A 17,757-nucleotide genomic window follows, 5' to 3' on the forward strand; every position below is an offset into this window, starting at 1 on the left:
GCGGCGAAACTTCAACTGCGTGAAAACTATCATAACGGTTTTGCCGGATATTCGCAGAGATCCGCGATGATGCAGCGCCAGCACTCCGGCTTGCGCGCCTTGCACACGTAGCGGCCGTGCAGGATCAGCCAGTGGTGGGCATTGAGCCGGTATTCGGCCGGGATCAGCCGTGCCAGCTTGTCCTCCACCTCGCGCACGTCCTTGCCGGGGGCGAGGCGGGTGCGGTTGGCGACGCGGAAGATGTGGGTGTCGACGGCGATGGTCGGCTGGCCGAAGGCGGTGTTGAGCACCACGTTGGCGGTCTTGCGGCCAACCCCGGGCAGCGCCTCCAGCGCCTCGCGCTGTTGCGGCACCTCGCCGCCGTGCTGTTCCAGCAGAATGCGGCAGGTGGCGATGGTGTTCTTGGCCTTGGTGCGGTACAGGCCGATGGTCTTGATGTATTCCTCCAGCCCTGCCACGCCCAGCGCCAGCATCTTGTCCGGTGTCGGCGCCACCGGGAACAGCAGCCGGGTGGCCTTGTTGACGCCGACGTCGGTGGCCTGTGCCGACAGCAGCACGGCGATCAGTAGCTGGAACGGCGTCGCGTACTCCAGCTCGGTGGTGGGGTGCGGGTTCTGCGCTTGCAGGCGGGCAAAGATCTCGGCGCGGATGGCTTTGTTCATTCGGTACTCGCTACGCTTGAAATCGGGGATGCGCTCTGGCTGGCGCGCTGGGCGGCGCGGCGGCGGGCGCGTTCGTCCAGCCAGTTCTTGGCGGCGATCAGCAGCGCGAGGCCGATGAAGCCGCCCGGCGGCAGCATCGCCAGCAGGAACTGGTAGTTGGCCCCGGCCGGCACCAGGTGCAGCACCAGCGCGTGGCCGGCGTCGCCCAGCAGCAGGTGCGCGCCGTCAAACAGCGTGCCCTTGCCCAGTATTTCGCGCAATGCGCCCAGCAGCAGCAGCACCAGCGTCAACCCCAGCCCCATCATCAGGCCGTCCAGCGCCGCCGCGCGCACGCTGTTGCGCGAGGCAAACGCCTCGGCCCGTGCCAGCACGATGCAGTTGGTGGTGATCAGCGGAATGAAAATGCCGAGCACCAGGTACAGGCCGTGCAGCCAGGCGTTCATCGCCAGATCGACGCAGGTTACCAGCGTGGCGATGATGATGATGAACACCGGGTTGCGGATGTCGTTGGGGATCCACTGCCGCGCGGCGGCCACCGCGCTGCCGGAGAGGGTGGTCACCAGCGTGGTGGCCAGCCCCAGCGCCAGCGCGTTGACGGCGGTGTTGCTGATCGCCAGCACCGGGCACAGCCCCAGCAGCTGCACGAGGCCAGGGTTCTGTTTCCACAGTGCGTTGTGGCAGAGGTCGCGCCAGCGGCTGGCGCTTGCGGGTGTGGTCATGGCGTGTCCCGGGGGAGCAAGGTGGCGTGGTAGCGGTGGAAGGCGGCCACGGTGCGGCCAACCGCGGCGGTGACGGCGCGGGCGGAAACGGTGGCGCCGCTGACGTAGTCGAATTCGCCGCCGTCCTTGCGCACTCGCCACGACGGCAGGTTGGCCGCACCCTTGCCGCCGAACTGGTGCGCCCAGTCGCTGCGCGCGATGTCGATGTAATCGCCAAGGCCGGGGGTTTCCTGGTGCTTGACCACCCGTACCGCGTGCACGCTGCCATCCGGCAGCAGGCCGATCAGCAGGCGGATGCGGCCGCTATAGCCGTCCGGCGCCACATTTTCAAATATCAGACCGCTGACGCGGCCCTGGTGGCGCGCGGTGTAGAACGTCAGTGCCTCGCGGCTGCCGAAGGCCTGCTGGATGACAGTCGGCAGCGGCTGGCGGCTGGCGGGCAGCACGTTGTCGAAGCTGTCCGCGGGCAGCGTCTGCGCCAGCAGTGCACTCTGCGCCGCTATCTCGTTGTCGGCGACGGTGCGGTGGGTGGCCAGCCAGGTGCTGCCCAGCAGCAGCGTGGCGGTAGCGGCGAAGCCGGCCAGGATCAGCGCGCTGCGTTGCGCCTGTTGCCACGGGCGGCGCATCAGGAACGCCCCTTGCGATGGCCGAACACTGCGGGCCGGGTGTACTGGTCCAGCAGCGGCACCGTCATGTTCATCAGCAGCACGGCGAAGGCAATGCCGTCCGGGAAATTGCCGAACACGCGGATGACGTAAGTCAGCAGCCCGACGCCAAAGCCGAAGATCAGCCGCCCCCTGGGCGTGCTGGCGCCGGACACCGGATCGGTGACGATGAAGGCCGCCGCCAGCAGGGTGCCGCCTTGCAGCAGGTGCAGCAGCGGCGACGCGTACTGTGCCGGCTGCCACAGCCACAGCGGCAGCGCCAGTGCCAGCAGCCCGGCCAGCATCGCCAGCGGTGTCTGCCACGGGATCAGCTTCTGCCGCCATAGCCACAGGCCGCCGGCCAGCCAGCCCAGCGCGATCAGCCCCTGCGCCGACGATTGCGGCAGCAGTCCGGCTAGCGCCTGGCCTTGGCGTAGCCCGGTCTTGAGCACGTCCAGCGGCGTGGCGCTGCTGATCGCGTCCGGCACGCTGCCGGCAGGCAGCGTGTGCAGGAAGATCCACTGCCACTGCGCGGCGGCGTCCAGCGGCAGCTGCGGGCTGCCCCACTGCGCCATCTGCGCCGGGAACGACACCACCATCAGCGCAAAGCCGGCCATCGCCGGGTTGAACGGGTTGTTGCCGAGGCCGCCGTACAGCTGCTTGGCGACGATGATGGCGAACAGGGTGGCGACCACGATCATCCACCAGCCGCCCAGCGGCGGCAGCGACAGCGCCAGCAGCCAGGCGGTGACGATGGCGGACAGGTCCTTCAGCGCCGGCAGTACCGCCACGCCGCGCAGGCGCAGCATGGCGGCCTCGGCCGCCAGCGCGGTGAGGCTGGCCAGCAGCAGCTGCAGCAGCACGCCGACGCCGTGGCAGTAGACGGACAGGGCGATGCCGGGCAGCAGCGCGGCGAGGACTTTCAGCATCACCGTGGATACGGTGGCCGGCTTGGCGATATGGGTCGAGTGGATGGCGGTCATGGGTCGGGTTGCTGGTTGGCGCGGGCATCGTCGGCGGCGGCCTTGCGCGCGGCGGCGCGGGCCATCGCCGCGGCAATCGCTGCCTGCTTGGCGTCGTCGAGTCCGCTGCTGGTTGGTGGCGGGGCGGGGGGCTGGCCGCTGGCGGCCTTGGCTTGGTCGGCGGCGGCCTTGCGCGCGGCGGCACGCGCCATCGCCGCGGCAATCGCCGCCTGCTTGGCGTCATTCAGGCCGCTGCTGTGCTGCTCCGGCAGCGGTGCCGCTTCGCGCTGCGCGGCGGCCCGTGCCATGGCGGCGGCGATGGCGGCCTGTTTCGGGTCGGCAGGCACAACGTTGGCCGCAGCGCTGTGGCTGGCTGCCTGTCGCGCGGCGGCCTGGGCCGCCTTGTCGGCGAGGCGTTGCGCCTTTTCCGCCTTGTCGCGCTGCAGGCGGAACTGGCGGAACTCGTGGCGCTGGCGCGCCAGGTTGGCCGCGTTCTTGTCGCGCTCGGCGGCCCAGATCTCGCTCTTGGCGAAACGGTAGTAGTCGACCAGCGGAATCTGGCTGGGGCAGACGTAGCTGCAGGCGCCGCATTCGATGCAGTCGAACAGCTGCCACTGCTGTGCCTTGTCGAAGTTTTTGGCCTTGGCGAACCAGAACAGGTCCATCGGCTGCAGCGACACCGGGCAGGCGCTGGCGCAGTCGCCGCAGCGGATGCAGGCCTGCGCCTGCGGCCGCGGCGGGAACAGCGCCGGCGACTTGACGAGCAGGCAGTTGCCGGCCTTGGTCAGCCCGGCGGCAAGGTCGGGCAGGGTGAAACCCATCAGCGGCCCGCCCATCACCACTTCGTGGCTGTCGCGGTGTGGCCGCGCCAGCGCCAGCAGCTGGTCCAGCGGGGTGCCGATCAGCGCCTCGACGTTGGCCGCAGCCTCCACCGCACCGGTGAGGGTGACGATGCGGCTGATCAGCGGCTCGCCGTGCAGCACCGCGCGGCCGATGGCGTAGACGGTGGCGACGTTGAAACACTGCACACCGTGTTCGGTGGCGCGCACGCCGTGCGGGATGGCCTTGCCGGTCAGGATGCGGATCAGCTGCTTGGCGCCGCCGCTGGGGTATTTGGTCGGCACCGCCACCACGCCGAAACCGTGTGCGGCAGCGGCGGCCTGCATCGCGGCGATGGCCTGCGGCTTGTTGTCCTCGATGCCGATCAGCACCTGGCGCGCCTGCAGCGCATGGCGGGTGACGGCGATGCCGTCGCAGATGGCGTCGGCGCGCTCGCGCATCAGGCGGTCGTCGCAGCTGATGTAGGGTTCGCACTCGGCGCCGTTGATGACCAGCGTTTCCAGCGGGCTGACGCCGAGCTTCAGGTGGCTGGGGAATACCGCACCGCCGAGGCCGACGATGCCCATCTGCGCCAGGAAGTCGCGGATTTCGGCGCCGCTGCGCTGCGGCCAGTCGTGCAGCGGCTGGCGCTCGATCCAGCGCTCCTCCCCGTCGCTGTCGAGGGTGATGGCCAGCTCCGGCAGGCCGGACGGGTGGGCAAACGGCTGCGGCGCGATGGCGGTGACCACGCCGGAAGTCGGCGCGTGCACCGCGGCCGACAGGCGGCCGTCGGCACTGGCGATCAGCTGGCCCTTGGCGACGCGGTCGCCGACGGCGACACAGGGACGCGCGGCGTTGCCCATGCCCTGGCGCAGCGCGACGTGCAGCTGTGGCGGCAGCGGCGCCTGGCGGATCGGCGTGGCGCTGGATTGCGCCTTGTTTTCCGGCGGGTGGATGCCGCCGGGGAAGTCGAACAGCGGCATCATCGCGTGGCCCCGCTGCTGACGTTCCTGATCGGGATGGTGGGGTAGCGCCACTGCCAGTTGGTCAGCTCGCTGCCCGGCGGAATCATGCGGATGCAGTCGACCGGACAGGGCGCCAGGCATAGCTCGCAGCCGGTGCACTCGCTGGCGATCACGGTGTGCATCTGCCTGGCGGCGCCGAGAATGGCGTCCACCGGACAGGCCTGGATGCACAGGGTGCAGCCGATACAGGTAGCCTCGTCGATCAGCGCCACCGCCTTCGCTTTCGGCTGCGGTGCGTCCGCGCCAAACGGTTTGAACTCGACGCCGAGCAGCTCGGCCAGTTTGCGGATGCCGTCCTCGCCGCCGGGCGGGCACTTGTTGATGTCGTCGCTGCCGGCGGCCAGCGCCTCGGCGTAGGGGCGACAGCCGGGATGGTTGCACTGGCCGCACTGCGTCTGCGGCAGGATGGCGTCGATCTTGTCCAGCAGCGGATCGGCCTTGACGCTAAAGCGCACCGAGGCATAGCCGAGAATGGCGCCCAGCAGCAGCGCCAGCAGCAGCATCAGCGCCACCGCGATCAGCAATTGGCTCATTGCACCAGCCCCCCGAAACCCATGAACGCGAGGCTCATCAGCCCGGCGGTGACCAGCGCGATCGCGGTGCCGCGAAACGGCAGCGGCACGTCGGCGCCTTCCAGCCGTTCGCGCATGGCGCCGAACAGGATCAGGATCAGCGAGAAGCCGAGTGCGGAGCCGAGGCCGAACACCAGTGCCTCGGCAAAGCTGTGCTGCGCCTGCACGTTGAGCAGCGGCACGCCCAGCACCGCGCAGTTGGTGGTGATCAGCGGCAGGTAGATGCCCAGCGACTGGTACAGCACCGGGCTGGTCTTGTGGATCACCATTTCGGTGAACTGCACGATGGCGGCGATCACCACGATGAAGGACAGCGTGCGCAGGTATTCGAGATCGAGTGCGACCAGCAGCAGGTTGATCAGGTGGCTGCTGCCGGAGGCCAGTGTCAGCACGAAGGCGGTGGCGGCACCCATGCCGATGGCGGCTTCCAGCTTTCTGGATACCCCCATGAACGGGCACAGCCCGAGCATGCGCACCAGTACCACGTTGTTGACGAGTACGGTGCTGACCAGCAGCAAAAAGTAGTGTTGCAAATCCATTCCGGGGTCCGGTAAGCGTTATCCGCGGATTATCCGTGTTCGCCGGTGCCGCTTCAACCTTGAACAGGTTCTAAGTCGGTGGCCGGCTTCTGTCACGGCCGGGTAGGCGACATGAGCGACAGACTGGCGAAATGACTTGCGGCCAACGTTGGCCGCAATGTGCGGGCCTCTTGCTTTTTGTCGGCTGCCGCCGTCGTATGGGCTATGGTGGTACAAGCTGGCCGGCATGGCGGCGCGGTTTGACCGCAGACAAAAACGCTGCGGATGCCGCTTGAAAAGCCATGCGGGCTGCCCAAGTTTGTCATCATCAAACTGCAAGCAAGGAGCCTGTGATGCGTTTCGACAAACTCACCACCAAATTCCAGCAGGCGCTGGGCGATTCCCAGAGCCTGGCCCTGGCCGGCGACAATGCCTATATCGAGCCGCAGCACCTGCTGCTGGCGATGCTGGACGACGCCGACAGCGGCATCGTCAGCCTGCTGGCGCGTGCCGGCGTCAATGTGACCGCACTGAAAGGCAGCCTGCGCGACGCGGTGGCGCGCCTGCCCAAGGTGTCCGGTACCGGTGGCGAGGTCACCGTGTCGCGCGACCTGACCAATCTGCTGAACCTCGCCGACAAGGCGGCGATGAAGCGCGGCGACCAGTTCATCGCCAGCGAGCTGTTCCTGCTGGTGCTGGCCGAGGACAAGGGCGAGACCGGCCGCCTGCTGAAACAGCATGGCGGCAACAGCGCGGCGATCCACGCCGCGGTGGATGCGGTGCGCGGCGGCGACGCGGTCAACAGTGCCGATGCCGAAGAGCAGCGCGAGGCGCTGAAGAGGTACACGCTGGACCTGACCGAGCGCGCGCGGCAGGGCAAGCTGGACCCGGTGATCGGCCGCGACGACGAGATCCGCCGTGCCATCCAGGTGCTGCAGCGCCGCACCAAGAACAACCCGGTGCTGATCGGCGAGCCGGGTGTCGGCAAGACCGCCATCGTCGAAGGCCTGGCACAGCGCATCGTCAACGGCGAGGTGCCGGAAAGCCTGAAACACAAAAAATTGCTGGTACTGGACATGGCCGGCCTGATCGCCGGCGCCAAGTTCCGCGGCGAGTTCGAAGAGCGGCTGAAGGCGGTGCTGAACGACATTGCCAAGGATGAGGGCAGCATCATCCTGTTCATCGACGAAATCCACACCATGGTCGGCGCCGGCAAGGCCGAGGGGGCGATGGATGCCGGCAACATGCTGAAGCCGGCGCTGGCGCGCGGCGAACTGCACTGCCTGGGTGCCACCACGCTGGATGAATACCGCAAGTACATCGAGAAGGACGCTGCGCTGGAGCGTCGCTTCCAGAAAGTGCTGGTCGACGAGCCGACGGTGGAGGACACCATCGCCATCCTGCGCGGCCTGCAGGAAAAGTACGAGATTCACCACGGGGTGGACATTACCGACCCGGCCATCGTCGCCGCTGCCGAGCTGTCGCACCGCTACATTACCGACCGTTTCCTGCCGGACAAGGCCATCGACCTGATCGACGAGGCCGCCTCCAAGATCAAGATGGAGCTGGACTCCAAGCCGGAGGAAATGGACAAGCTCGACCGCCGCCTGATCCAGCTGAAGATCGAGCGCGAGGCGGTGAAGCGCGAAACCGACGAAGCGTCGAAGAAACGCCTGCAGCTGATCGAGGAAGAAATCGGCGGCCTGTCGCGTGAGTACGCCGACCTGGAGGAAATCTGGAAGGCCGAGAAAGCCAGCCAGCAGGGCAGCCAGTCGATCAAGGAAGAGATCGAGCGCCTGAAGGTGGAAATGGACGAACTCAAGCGCCAGGGCGACTGGCAGAAGCTGGCGGAACTGCAGTACGGCAAGCTGCCGCAGCTGGAAGGCCGGCTGAAGGATGCCGAGGCCGCCGGTAGCGGCGATGCCAAGCCCAACCGCCTGCTGCGCACCCAGGTCGGCGCCGAGGAAATTGCCGAGGTGATTTCGCGCATGACCGGCATCCCGGTGTCCAAGATGCTGACCGGCGAGCGCGAGAAACTGCTGCACATGGAAGAGGTGCTGCACCAGCGCGTGGTGGGACAGGACGAGGCGGTGACGGTGGTGGCCGATGCCATCCGCCGCTCGCGTTCCGGCCTTGCCGACCCCAACCGCCCGTACGGCTCCTTCCTGTTCCTCGGCCCCACCGGCGTGGGCAAGACCGAGCTGTGCAAGGCGCTGGCCGGCTTCCTGTTCGACAGCGAGGAGCACCTGATCCGCGTCGACATGTCGGAGTACATGGAGAAACACTCCGTAGCCCGCCTGATCGGTGCGCCGCCGGGCTACGTCGGTTACGAGGAGGGCGGCATGCTCACCGAACAGGTACGCCGCAAGCCGTACAGCGTGATCCTGCTCGACGAAGTGGAAAAGGCGCACCCGGACGTGTTCAACGTGCTGCTGCAGGTGCTGGACGACGGCCGCCTGACCGACGGCCAGGGCCGCACCGTGGACTTCAAGAACACGGTGATCGTGATGACCTCCAACATGGGCAGCCAGCATATCCAGGCCATGGCCAGCGACGACTACCAAGTGGTGAAACTGGCGGTACTGGCGGAGGTGAAATCGCACTTCCGTCCGGAGTTCATCAACCGTATCGACGAGATGGTTGTGTTCCATGCGCTGGCGGAGGCGCAGATCAAGTCCATCGCCCGCATCCAGCTGAAGCGGCTGGAGCAGCGTCTGGCCAAGCTGGAACTGAGCCTGCAGGTGAGCGAGGACGCGCTGAGCCTGATTGCGGAAGCTGGCTTCGATCCGGTTTACGGCGCACGGCCGCTGAAACGCGCCATCCAGAGCGAGATCGAAAACCCGCTGGCGAAGGCGATCCTGGCCGGGCACTACCTGCCGAAGGCGACGGTGCTGGTGGATGCGCGCGGCGGGCAGCTGGTGTTTGACTAAGCCGGTTGGCTGTTGACGCGTCGTAGACCAGGGTTGGCCGCAAGGCGTAGAGGCTTGCGGCCAACCTTTTTGTGCCTTAGCGGCGGATCACGCTGTCGCCCGGCTCGAAGTTGGTGCTGCGGATCGGGCTTTGTGCGCTGATGTAGGCCTTCAGCATGTCGGCGTCGACAAAGCCGGTGTCGACAAAACCGGGCTTGCCGGCGAGGCGCGGGTAGCCGTCGCCGCCGGCGGCCATGAAGCTGTTGATCGCCATGCGGTAGATCCTGGCCGGGTCGATGGCCTTGCCGCCGATGCGGGCCTGCTTCACTTCACCGTTCTCGATCAGCAGTTGCACGCCGGCAAACTGGGCGAAGGCACCGGCGCCGGCGCTCATTTTCGCGGCGGCGGCGAGGTAGTCCAGCGCGTCCTTGCCGCTGAAGTCGATGAAGGTGAGGGTGCTGCCGAACGGGAACACCTTCAGCACGTCCTTGTAGGTGAGCTTGCCGGCCGGCAGCGAGTCACGGATGCCGCCGGAGTTGACCACCGCAAAATCGGCGCGGGCCTTGTCCATCATCGCCATCGCGGTGAACACGCCGAGGCTGGTCGGCTGTTTGCGCACCTCGCTGCGGTCGCCGTTAAGCTTGCCGTCGCTGCTGCCCACTTCCACGCCCAGCGCCGCCTGGCCCTTGTCCTGATAGGGCTTGAGGAAGCCCAGCAGCGCCAGGTCCTCGGCGATCTCGGCGGTGTACGGCACCTTCTGGCTGCTGCCGTCCGCGCGCTTGACCGTCTGTTTCAGGTTGACCGGCAGCAGTTGGTACTTGAGCAGCGTCAGTTCGCCGTTGCGGTACTCGAAATCGGCGCGGCCAACGTATTTGCCCCATTCGTGCGCCTGCACGATCCAGGCGCCGTTCTGGCGGTCCGGGGCGCACGGCTGGCCGGGGACGTAGGCGTCGTTGCGCACGTTCTCGGCCTGCATGCACACCGGGTTCTGGCTGTGGCCGCCGACGATGAGGTCGAAGCCCTGCACCGCACGCGCCATCTCCACGTCGCCCGCGGCATTCACGCCGTGGTTGCCGTCGGGGTAATGGCCCATGTGGGTGGCGGCGATCACGACATTGGCGCGCGCCTTCAGCTCCGGCATCAGCGCGGCGGCCTCGGCGGCCGGCTGGCGGAATTCCACGCCCTTGACATTGTCGGGGCTGACCAGCTTCCAGGTGTCGTCGGTGGTCAGGCCCATCACCGCCACCTTGACGCCGCCGAGGTTGAAGATCTGGTACGGCTGGAACAGGCGCCGGCCGTCCTTGTAAACGTTGGCCGCCAGCATCGGGAAGTCGATCCAGCGCTGCTGTTTCTGCAGCACCGCCAGCGGCTTGTCGAACTCGTGGTTGCCGACCGCCATCGCGTCGTAGCCCAGCTTGTTCATGCCCTTGAAGTCAGGCTCGGCGTCCTGCAGGTCGGATTCCGGTACCCCGGTGTTCACGTCGCCGCCGTCCAGCAACAGGCTGTAGCCGCCCTGGGCCTTGACCTCGGCGCGGATGCCGTCGATCAGCGTCTTGCGCGCGGCCATGCCGTATTCACCATCGCTGTTTTTCCAGAAGCGGCCGTGGTGGTCGTTGGTGTGCAGGATGGTGATGCGGTAGGTCTGGTCCGGCTGATAGCCGCCCAGGCTGCTGCAGCCGCCGATGCCCAGTGCCAGCAGTGACAGGCCGATGGTGGTGATGCGTGCCTTCATCTCGTTAACCCCTCAGTAAACGCGTAATGACGAAAAAATGGCAGGACATCGAGTCCTGCCATGCTTTGCATCATTAACTTAGCGTATCTGCGGGGATCATGCCATCCCGGATGCTTATTTTGCCCAGCTGTCTTTCAGACCGACGGTGCGGTTGAACACGATCTTGCTGCCCGGCTGGTGCTCAAGGCGGTCAGTGACGAAGTAGCCGATGCGCTCGAACTGGTAGCGCGTTTCCGGCGCCGCGTCGCGGACCGCCGGTTCCACGTAGCCGGTGATGGTCTGCAGCGAGTCCGGATTGAGGAACTGCATGAAGTCGACGTATTCGCCATCTTCGCCGCGCACCGCGTCCGGACGCGGCTCGTTGAACAGGCGGTCGTAGAGGCGCACTTCTGCGGCGATGGCGTGGTTGGCCGCCAGCCAGTGGATCACGCCCTTCACCTTGCGGCCAACCGGGTTCTGCCCCAGCGTGTCGTGGTCGATGGAGCATTTCAGCTCGATCACCTTGCCATCCGCGTCCTTGATCACCTCGTCACACTTGATCACGTAGCTGTAGCGCAGGCGCACTTCGCCGCCGACGGTCAGGCGCTGCCACTTCGGCGGCGGCACTTCGGCGAAGTCGTCGCGTTCGATGTAGATCTCGCGCGCGATCAGCACTTCGCGCTCGCCGAATTCCGGGTGGTGTGGATGGTACGGCGCGCTGCGGCTGGCGGTGACGCCGTCCTGGAAGTTGGTGAGGGTGACCTTGATCGGGTCCAGCACCGCCATCACGCGCGGCGATTCGTTTTCCAGCATCTCGCGTACCGCGCCTTCGAGGATGGCCAGATCGATGATGTTTTCACCGCGCGACACGCCGATGCGCTGCGAGAACAGGCGGATGCCGGCCGGGCTGTAGCCGCGGCGGCGCATGCCTTCGATGGTCGGCATGCGCGGGTCGTCCCAGCCGCTGACCTTGCCTTCGGTGACCAGCGCGTTCAGCTTGCGCTTGGAGGTTAGCGCGTACAGCAGCTCCAGACGCGAGAATTCGTACTGGCGCGGGTGGCAGCCGATGCTGATGTTATCCAGCACCCAGTCGTACAGCGGGCGGTGGTCTTCGAACTCCAGCGTGCACAGCGAGTGGGTGATGCCCTCGATCGCGTCCGAGATGCAGTGGGTGTAGTCGTACATCGGGTAGATGCACCACGCGTCGCCGGTACGGTGGTGATGCGCGCGGCGGATGCGGTAGATCACCGGGTCGCGCAGGTTCACGTTGCCGGAACTCATGTCGATCTTCAGGCGCAGCGTCTTGCTGCCGTCGGCGAATTCGCCGTTCTTCATGCGCGTGAACAGGTCGAGGTTTTCCGCCACGCTACGCTCGCGGTACGGGCTGTTCTTGCCCGGTTCGGTCAGGCTGCCGCGGTATTCGCGCATCTGTTCGGCGTTGAGATCGCAGACGAAGGCGTGGCCGGTCTTGATCAGCTCGATCGCGTAGTCGTACAGCTGCTGGAAGTAGTCGGAGGCGTAGCGCACCTCGCCGTCCCACTGGAAGCCAAGCCAGGCCACGCTGTCCTTGATGGACTGCACGTACTCGTCGGATTCCTTCTCCGGGTTGGTGTCGTCCATGCGCAGGTTGCACTTGCCCTGGTAGTCCTCGGCCAGGCCGAAGTTCAGGCAGATCGACTTGGCGTGGCCGATGTGCAGGTAGCCGTTGGGTTCCGGCGGGAAACGGGTAACGATGCTGCTGTGTTTGCCGGAGGCAAGGTCTTCATCGATGATGGCGCGGATGAAGTTGCTGATGACGGGCGCGTTGTTTTCTACGGACATGGTGATGAATTCGGTCGGCAATAATCTGATCTTGCGATTGTACCCGATTCGCCTGTTGCCGCGCAGTGGGCGCTTCGCTTGCGGCCAACGTTGGCCGCAAGCGGCTCAGGCATTCCACAGCTTCAAGAGGAAGGCGGGGCGCACGCCGGCTTCCTGTGGCGACACCGGCTGGCTGATGGCGTAGTCGGCAAGGCCGGTGTTGCGCGGCATCGGCTCGCCGTACACCTCGCCGTTGGCGGCGCGCACGCTGGCGACGCGCGGCTGGGTGTTGTTGCCGTCGGCGGCGCGGTGGGTGACGATGGCGATTTCCTGGTTGGCCAGCCGCACGAAACTGCCGGGTGGATAGATGCCCAGCTCCTTGATCAGCAGCGCGACAAAGCGCGAATCGAACTCGCTGAATTCGCCCTTGTACAGCCGTGCCAGCGCGATTGACGGCAGCCGGCCGGCGCGGTGCGCCTGGCTGATCAGCAGCGAGGTCAGTACGTCGGTGAGGCGGATCAGGTGCGCGCCGGGATCGATCTCTTCCTTCTTCAGACCATAGGGATAACCGGCGCCATTCCATTCCTCGTGGTGCTGCTGCACCAGCAGGTGCCAGCGCTCGTTCTCCACGCCCAGGTCGCGCAGCAGCGCGGAGGACAGCAGCGGGTGGCCGTACATCTGCTGTTGCTGCTCGTTGCTGAGCTTGGCCTGCTGCTTGGTCAGCTCGCTGTGCAGCCCGGTGGCGGAGATGTTCATGGTCAGCGCCGCGCACAGCAGCACCTGCATCTCGTCGGCCGGCAGCTTCAGGCGCCGCCCCAGCACCGCGAGGATAGCGGCGGTGTGCAGGCTGTGGGTACTGCCATAGTCCTGGATCGGCACCAGCAGGCAGGCGGCAATCAGCCCGTCCGGCTGTTGTGCTGCCAGTGCGGCCAGCCGCTGCGCTACCTGTGTCACTTGCGCCTCGAACTCGCTGACGTGGAAGTAATGATTGAGCAGGCCTCGCATCTTGTGCGCCAGGCTGTCCATCTCCACCAGCGGGTTGCGGCCGCGGCTTTCGCGTTCCTTGCGCAACTGCTCCTGCTGCTTTTCGCGGCGTTCGCGCAATTCGCGTTCGGCGGCAGCCATTTTGGCATCGCTGCTGATTTCGCCGTTGGCCAGCAGGCGCTGTTTCTGTTCCTCGGTCAGCACGTAGTGGCCGCGCTTGACCAGCAGCACGCCGCTCTTGTGGTACACGTCCATCTGCAATTCCTTGCCGACGATGACGTGGCTGGCGCTCAGTTTGGTAGTCGTTGTTTCACTCATAAGCTGCGAGTCCGGCCCTTGTGATGACGTATCTGTGTGTGGGTGCGAATGGTCTTGTTATGGTGGTGTCCGGCGCGGCCGCGGCGCTGATGCCTGCATGCGGCGGCCGCGGGAGCGCGATCAGCGCAGGTTTTTCGGCAGTTCGTCCCACAGTTTCAACAGCCGCTTCACCGATACCGGATACGGCGTTTTCAGCTCCTGGGCAAACAGGCCGACGCGCAGCTCCTCAATATGCCAGCGAAACTGTTGCAACGCCAAGCTGGCACCGCCGCGCTCGTTTTCTTCCGCCATGCGCACTTCCCATTTCTGCCACAGGTCACGGATCTCGGCGCCGCGCTGGCCGTCGCGCTGCGCGTTGGCCGGCTGCTTGTCCATGCGCAGGCTCATTGCCTTCATGTAGCGCGGCAGCTGCGGCAGCTGGCTCCACGGCGTGGCGGTGAGGAAGCCCTTGTACACCAGCCGGCCTAGCTGTTGCGTCAGATCAAAGCCGAGGCGGTGCTTCTGCAGCTTGGGCAGCAGCGACTGGTATTCGGCGGCGATCTGGTTCAGGTAGCTGGTCACCGCCTGTGTCACCGCCGGCAGCCGGGTACGGGCGCGCGCCTTCTGCTCGTTGAATGCCTTTTCGGTGCGCGGCAGCTCGTCGTCGCCGATGAAGGCGCGGTCGCAGATGGCGGCGATGGCGTCCTGCAGCAGCTCGTCGACATTGCACACGTTGCGCAGCTGCAAGCCAAGCTGGGTCATGCCCGGCAGGCCCTTGTTCAGCTGCTTCATGTGCTCCTTCAACTGGTACTGCAGCAGGCGCACCACGCCGCGGCGGTGCTCAAGGTTGGCCGCGGTCTCGGTGTCGAACAGGCGGATCGCCACCCGTTCGCCCTTGGCGTCGGTCTCGATGGTCAGCGCCGGGAAGCCGGTCAGCTGCTGGCGACCGCGCGCGAACTGGATCGCCTGCGGCAGCTCGCCAAAGTCCCACGCCTCGACATTGTCGCGCTCGAACTCGGCGCTGGTGTCGCGGAAGGTCAGCTGCGCCGCCTGGCCGAACTGCTTCTGCAGCGCGAGCAGGTCGCGGCCCATGCCGATTTCCTGCTTGCCGTCATCGACGATGCGGAAGTTGAACAGCAGGTGCGGCGGCAGTTCCATGGTGGCAAATTCCAGCGGGTCCACTTTCAGCCCGCCGGTGTGGCGCAGGATGAAGTGCGCCAGCTGCGGCGCGATCGGCTGCTGGGTGTCCGGGTTGCTCAGCAGGAACTGGGTCACGAAATCCGGCACCGGTACGCAGCAACGGCGAATCTGCTTCGGCAGGCCCTTGATCATCGCCTGCAGCTTTTCTCGGATCATGCCCGGCACCAGCCATTCGAATTCCGCCGGCTGCAGGGTGTTGAGTACCGCCAGCGGCAGGTCAATGGTGACGCCATCCAGCGGGTGGTTCGGCTCGAAACGGTAGCGCAGGCGGCAGCGGCTCTCGGCCAGCTCGCGCCATTCCGGGAACTGGTTTTCCGACACGTGTTCGGCGGCGTGGCGCATCAGCTCGTCGCGGGTCAGGAACAGGATTTTCGGGTTCTGCTGTTCCGCTTCCTTGCGCCACGCCTCGAAGCTGGCGGCATCGACAACGTCTGACCCAAGACGCTCGGCGTAGAACGCGTACAGCGCGTCCTCGTCCACCAGCACGTCCTGGCGTCGCGCCTTGTGCTCCAGCTGCTCCACCTCGCGGATCAGCTGCTGGTTGCGCTGGAAGAACGGCGCGTTGCTGACGTACTCCATCGCCACCAGCGCGCCGCGGATGAACAGCTCGCGGGCTTCTTCTGGCGCGATGCGGCCGTAGCTGACCGGGCGGCGCGCGATCAGCGTCAGGCCGAACAGTGTCACCCGCTCGCTGGCCACCACCTCGCCGCGCGATTTTTCCCAGTGCGGCTCGAAGTGGTGCAGCTTGACCAGGTGCGGCGCGACGGCCTCTACCCACTCCGGCTCGATGCGCGCCACGCAGCGGCCGTACAGCTTGGTGGTTTCCACCAGCTCGGCGGTGACGATCCATTTCGGGCGTACCTTTTTCAGGCCGGTGCCGGGGAACACCAGGAAGCTGCCGCCGCGCGCGCCGGTGTAGTCGTCGCTCTCCTGCGACTTCATGCCGATATTGCCGATCAGGCCGGTGAGCAGCGCCTTGTGCAGCTTCTCGTAGGCCAGCAGATCGGCCTGCGCGCGTTTCTTCGGCGTGGTCTCAAGGTTGGCCGCAACCGCCGCCGGCGCGTGCGCCTTGTCTTTCTCGATCAGGTTCAGCTCGCTGGCGATGTCGGCCAGCTGCGCGTGCAGCTCGCGCCACTCGCGCATGCGCAGGTGCGACAGGAAGTGCTCGTGGCAGAGGTTGACCAGCTGGCGGTTGCTGGTCTTGTTGGCCAGCGCGTTGCTGAAGAAATCCCACAGGTGCAGGTAGGACAGGAAGTCGGACTTCTCGTCGTTGAAGCGGGCCTGCGCGCGATCGGCGGCCTCGCGCGCCTCGAACGGCCGCTCGCGCGGGTCCTGGATCGACAGCCCGGCGGCGATGATCAGCACCTCGCGCACGCAGTGGTGCTCGCGGCCGGCCAGCAGCATGCGGCCAACCTTGGGGTCGACCGGAATGCGCGCCAGCTCGGTGCCGACCGGTGTCAGCTGCAGCTGTTCGTCCACCGCGCCCAGCTCCTGCAACACCTGGTAGCCGTCGGCGATCAGGCGGCTGGACGGCGGTTCGATGAACGGGAATTCGTCGACCTTGCCCAGGCGCAGCGCGGCCATGCGCAGGATCACCGCGGCCAGGCTGCAGCGCACGATTTCGGGGTCGGTAAACGCCGGGCGGGCGTTGAAGTCGTCTTCGGCGTACAGCCGCACGCAGACGCCGGCTTCGATCCGGCCGCAACGGCCGGCACGCTGGCGCGCGGCCGCCTGCGAGATTTTCTCTACTTGTAATTGCTCGACCTTGGCGCGCGGGCTGTAGCGCTTGATGCGGGCGTGGCCGGTGTCGATCACGTACTTGATGCCAGGCACCGTCAGCGAGGTCTCGGCCACGTTGGTGGCCAGCACGATGCGGCGGCCACCGGACGGCTTGAAAATCTTCTGCTGGTCTTCATTGGACAGCCGTGCAAACAGCGGCAGGATCTCGTAGTGACGGATGCCGCTGCGGCGCAGCTTGTCGGCGGTGTCGCGGATTTCGCGTTCGCCGGGCAGGAACACCAGGATGTCGCCGGCGCCATGACGCGAGATTTCGTCGACGGCGTCGACGATGGCGTCCTCCATCTCCACCTCGCGCTCGTCCTCGTCGCGCTGCTTCAGCGGCCGGTAGCGTACCTCCACCGGGAAGGTGCGGCCGGACACTTCCAGCACCGGCGCGCCGTCGAAGTGGCGGGCGAAGCGGTCGGCGTCGATGGTGGCCGAGGTGATGATGATCTTGAGGTCGGGCCGGCGCGGCAGCAGCTGCTTCAGGTAGCCGAGCAAAAAGTCGATGTTGAGGCTGCGTTCGTGCGCCTCGTCGATGATGATGGTGTCGTAGGCTTCCAGGTAACGGTCGGTCTGCGTCTCCGCCAGCAGGATGCCGTCGGTCATCAGCTTGATCACGTTGCGCTCGGACTGCTTGTCGTTGAAGCGCACCTTGAAGCCGACGTGGGTGCCCAGCTCCGAGCCCAGCTCCTGCGCGATGCGCGTTGCCACCGAGCGTGCGGCCAAGCGGCGTGGCTGGGTGTGGCCGATCAGGCCGTACACGCCGCGCCCCAGCTCCAGGCAGATCTTCGGCAGCTGCGTGGTCTTGCCGGAGCCGGTCTCGCCGCAGATGATCACCACCTGGTTGGCCGCGATCGCCGCCTTGATGTCGTCCAGCTTCTGGTTGACCGGCAGCGCGTCGTCAAAGGTTGGCCGCGGCCGGTGTTCGGCGCGCACGGCGGCGCGGCCGGCGGAACGGGCGATGTGCGCGGCAATGTCGGCCAGCTGGCGGTCGGACGGCTGGTTCTTCTTCAGGCGCTGTTCGATGTCCTGCAGCTTGCGCTTGAGACCGTGGCGGTCGCGCAGCAGGCAGGTGGCAAGGGCGGCTTTGAGTTCGGGCAGGGTGGGGGTGGTCATGCGGGCTTCTTGAAAGAGCGGCGACAGAAGGGCGAGA

General features: G+C 66.4%; 12 protein-coding genes. 1 reads left to right on the forward strand and 11 read right to left on the reverse strand.

Annotation, left to right across the window (positions count from 1 at the left end):
* Nucleotides 1-29: 29 nt before the first annotated feature.
* Genes nth through rsxA form a run of 7 tightly spaced genes read right to left on the reverse strand, consistent with a single transcriptional unit; the run spans nucleotide 30 to nucleotide 5,942 of the window.
* On the reverse strand, nucleotides 30-662 hold the full coding sequence (nth, locus tag IE083_RS01645) for an endonuclease III (RefSeq protein WP_189351900.1): 633 nt from the start codon (nucleotides 660-662) through the stop codon (nucleotides 30-32).
* Nucleotides 659-1,381: an electron transport complex subunit E gene (locus IE083_RS01650; protein WP_189351901.1), complete on the reverse strand. Its 723-nt coding sequence runs from the start codon at nucleotides 1,379-1,381 to the stop codon at nucleotides 659-661. Before IE083_RS01650 ends, nth begins: the two co-directional genes overlap by 4 nt.
* Nucleotides 1,378-2,007, reverse strand: coding sequence for an RnfABCDGE type electron transport complex subunit G (locus IE083_RS01655; RefSeq protein WP_189351902.1), 630 nt, complete (start codon nucleotides 2,005-2,007; stop codon nucleotides 1,378-1,380). Before IE083_RS01655 ends, IE083_RS01650 begins: the two co-directional genes overlap by 4 nt.
* Nucleotides 2,007-3,008, reverse strand: coding sequence for an RnfABCDGE type electron transport complex subunit D (locus IE083_RS01660; protein ID WP_189351903.1), 1,002 nt, complete (start codon nucleotides 3,006-3,008; stop codon nucleotides 2,007-2,009). The genes IE083_RS01655 and IE083_RS01660 overlap by 1 nt, the downstream gene beginning before the upstream one ends.
* Nucleotides 3,005-4,792 carry an electron transport complex subunit RsxC gene (gene rsxC, locus IE083_RS01665; RefSeq protein ID WP_189351904.1) on the reverse strand — a complete coding sequence of 596 codons (1,788 nt, stop codon included), beginning with the start codon at nucleotides 4,790-4,792 and terminating at the stop codon, nucleotides 3,005-3,007. The genes IE083_RS01660 and rsxC overlap by 4 nt, the downstream gene beginning before the upstream one ends.
* Nucleotides 4,789-5,364 carry an electron transport complex subunit RsxB gene (gene rsxB / locus IE083_RS01670; protein WP_189351905.1) on the reverse strand — a complete coding sequence of 192 codons (576 nt, stop codon included), beginning with the start codon at nucleotides 5,362-5,364 and terminating at the stop codon, nucleotides 4,789-4,791. The genes rsxC and rsxB overlap by 4 nt, the downstream gene beginning before the upstream one ends.
* On the reverse strand, nucleotides 5,361-5,942 hold the full coding sequence (gene rsxA / locus IE083_RS01675) for an electron transport complex subunit RsxA (protein ID WP_229799544.1): 582 nt from the start codon (nucleotides 5,940-5,942) through the stop codon (nucleotides 5,361-5,363). Before rsxA ends, rsxB begins: the two co-directional genes overlap by 4 nt.
* Before the next feature lie 332 nt (nucleotides 5,943-6,274).
* On the opposite strand from rsxA, the gene clpB reads away from it, so the two are divergent.
* Nucleotides 6,275-8,851, forward strand: coding sequence for an ATP-dependent chaperone ClpB (gene clpB, locus IE083_RS01680; RefSeq protein ID WP_189351906.1), 2,577 nt, complete (start codon nucleotides 6,275-6,277; stop codon nucleotides 8,849-8,851).
* Between the two features lie 76 nt (nucleotides 8,852-8,927).
* Here clpB and ushA read toward each other — a convergent pair whose 3' ends face one another.
* The 4 genes from ushA to hrpA all read right to left on the reverse strand — a co-directional run bounded on the left by ushA (nucleotide 8,928) and on the right by hrpA (nucleotide 17,720).
* Nucleotides 8,928-10,562 carry a bifunctional UDP-sugar hydrolase/5'-nucleotidase UshA gene (ushA, locus tag IE083_RS01685; RefSeq protein WP_189351907.1) on the reverse strand — a complete coding sequence of 545 codons (1,635 nt, stop codon included), beginning with the start codon at nucleotides 10,560-10,562 and terminating at the stop codon, nucleotides 8,928-8,930.
* Between the two features lie 114 nt (nucleotides 10,563-10,676).
* A complete protein-coding gene (locus IE083_RS01690; protein WP_189351908.1) occupies nucleotides 10,677-12,362 on the reverse strand; it encodes a glutamine--tRNA ligase/YqeY domain fusion protein in 1,686 nt (561 codons plus the stop codon).
* 105 nt (nucleotides 12,363-12,467) lie between these two features.
* Entirely contained in the window at nucleotides 12,468-13,643 is a 1,176-nt protein-coding gene (locus IE083_RS01695) for an HD-GYP domain-containing protein (protein ID WP_189351909.1), read from the reverse strand.
* Nucleotides 13,644-13,763: 120 nt separating this feature from the next.
* Nucleotides 13,764-17,720, reverse strand: coding sequence for an ATP-dependent RNA helicase HrpA (hrpA, locus tag IE083_RS01700; RefSeq protein WP_189351910.1), 3,957 nt, complete (start codon nucleotides 17,718-17,720; stop codon nucleotides 13,764-13,766).
* Nucleotides 17,721-17,757: the final 37 nt, after the last annotated feature.

Origin of the sequence: Vogesella fluminis (assembly GCF_014652335.1) — a bacterium.
GTDB lineage: Bacteria > Pseudomonadota > Gammaproteobacteria > Burkholderiales > Chromobacteriaceae > Vogesella > Vogesella fluminis.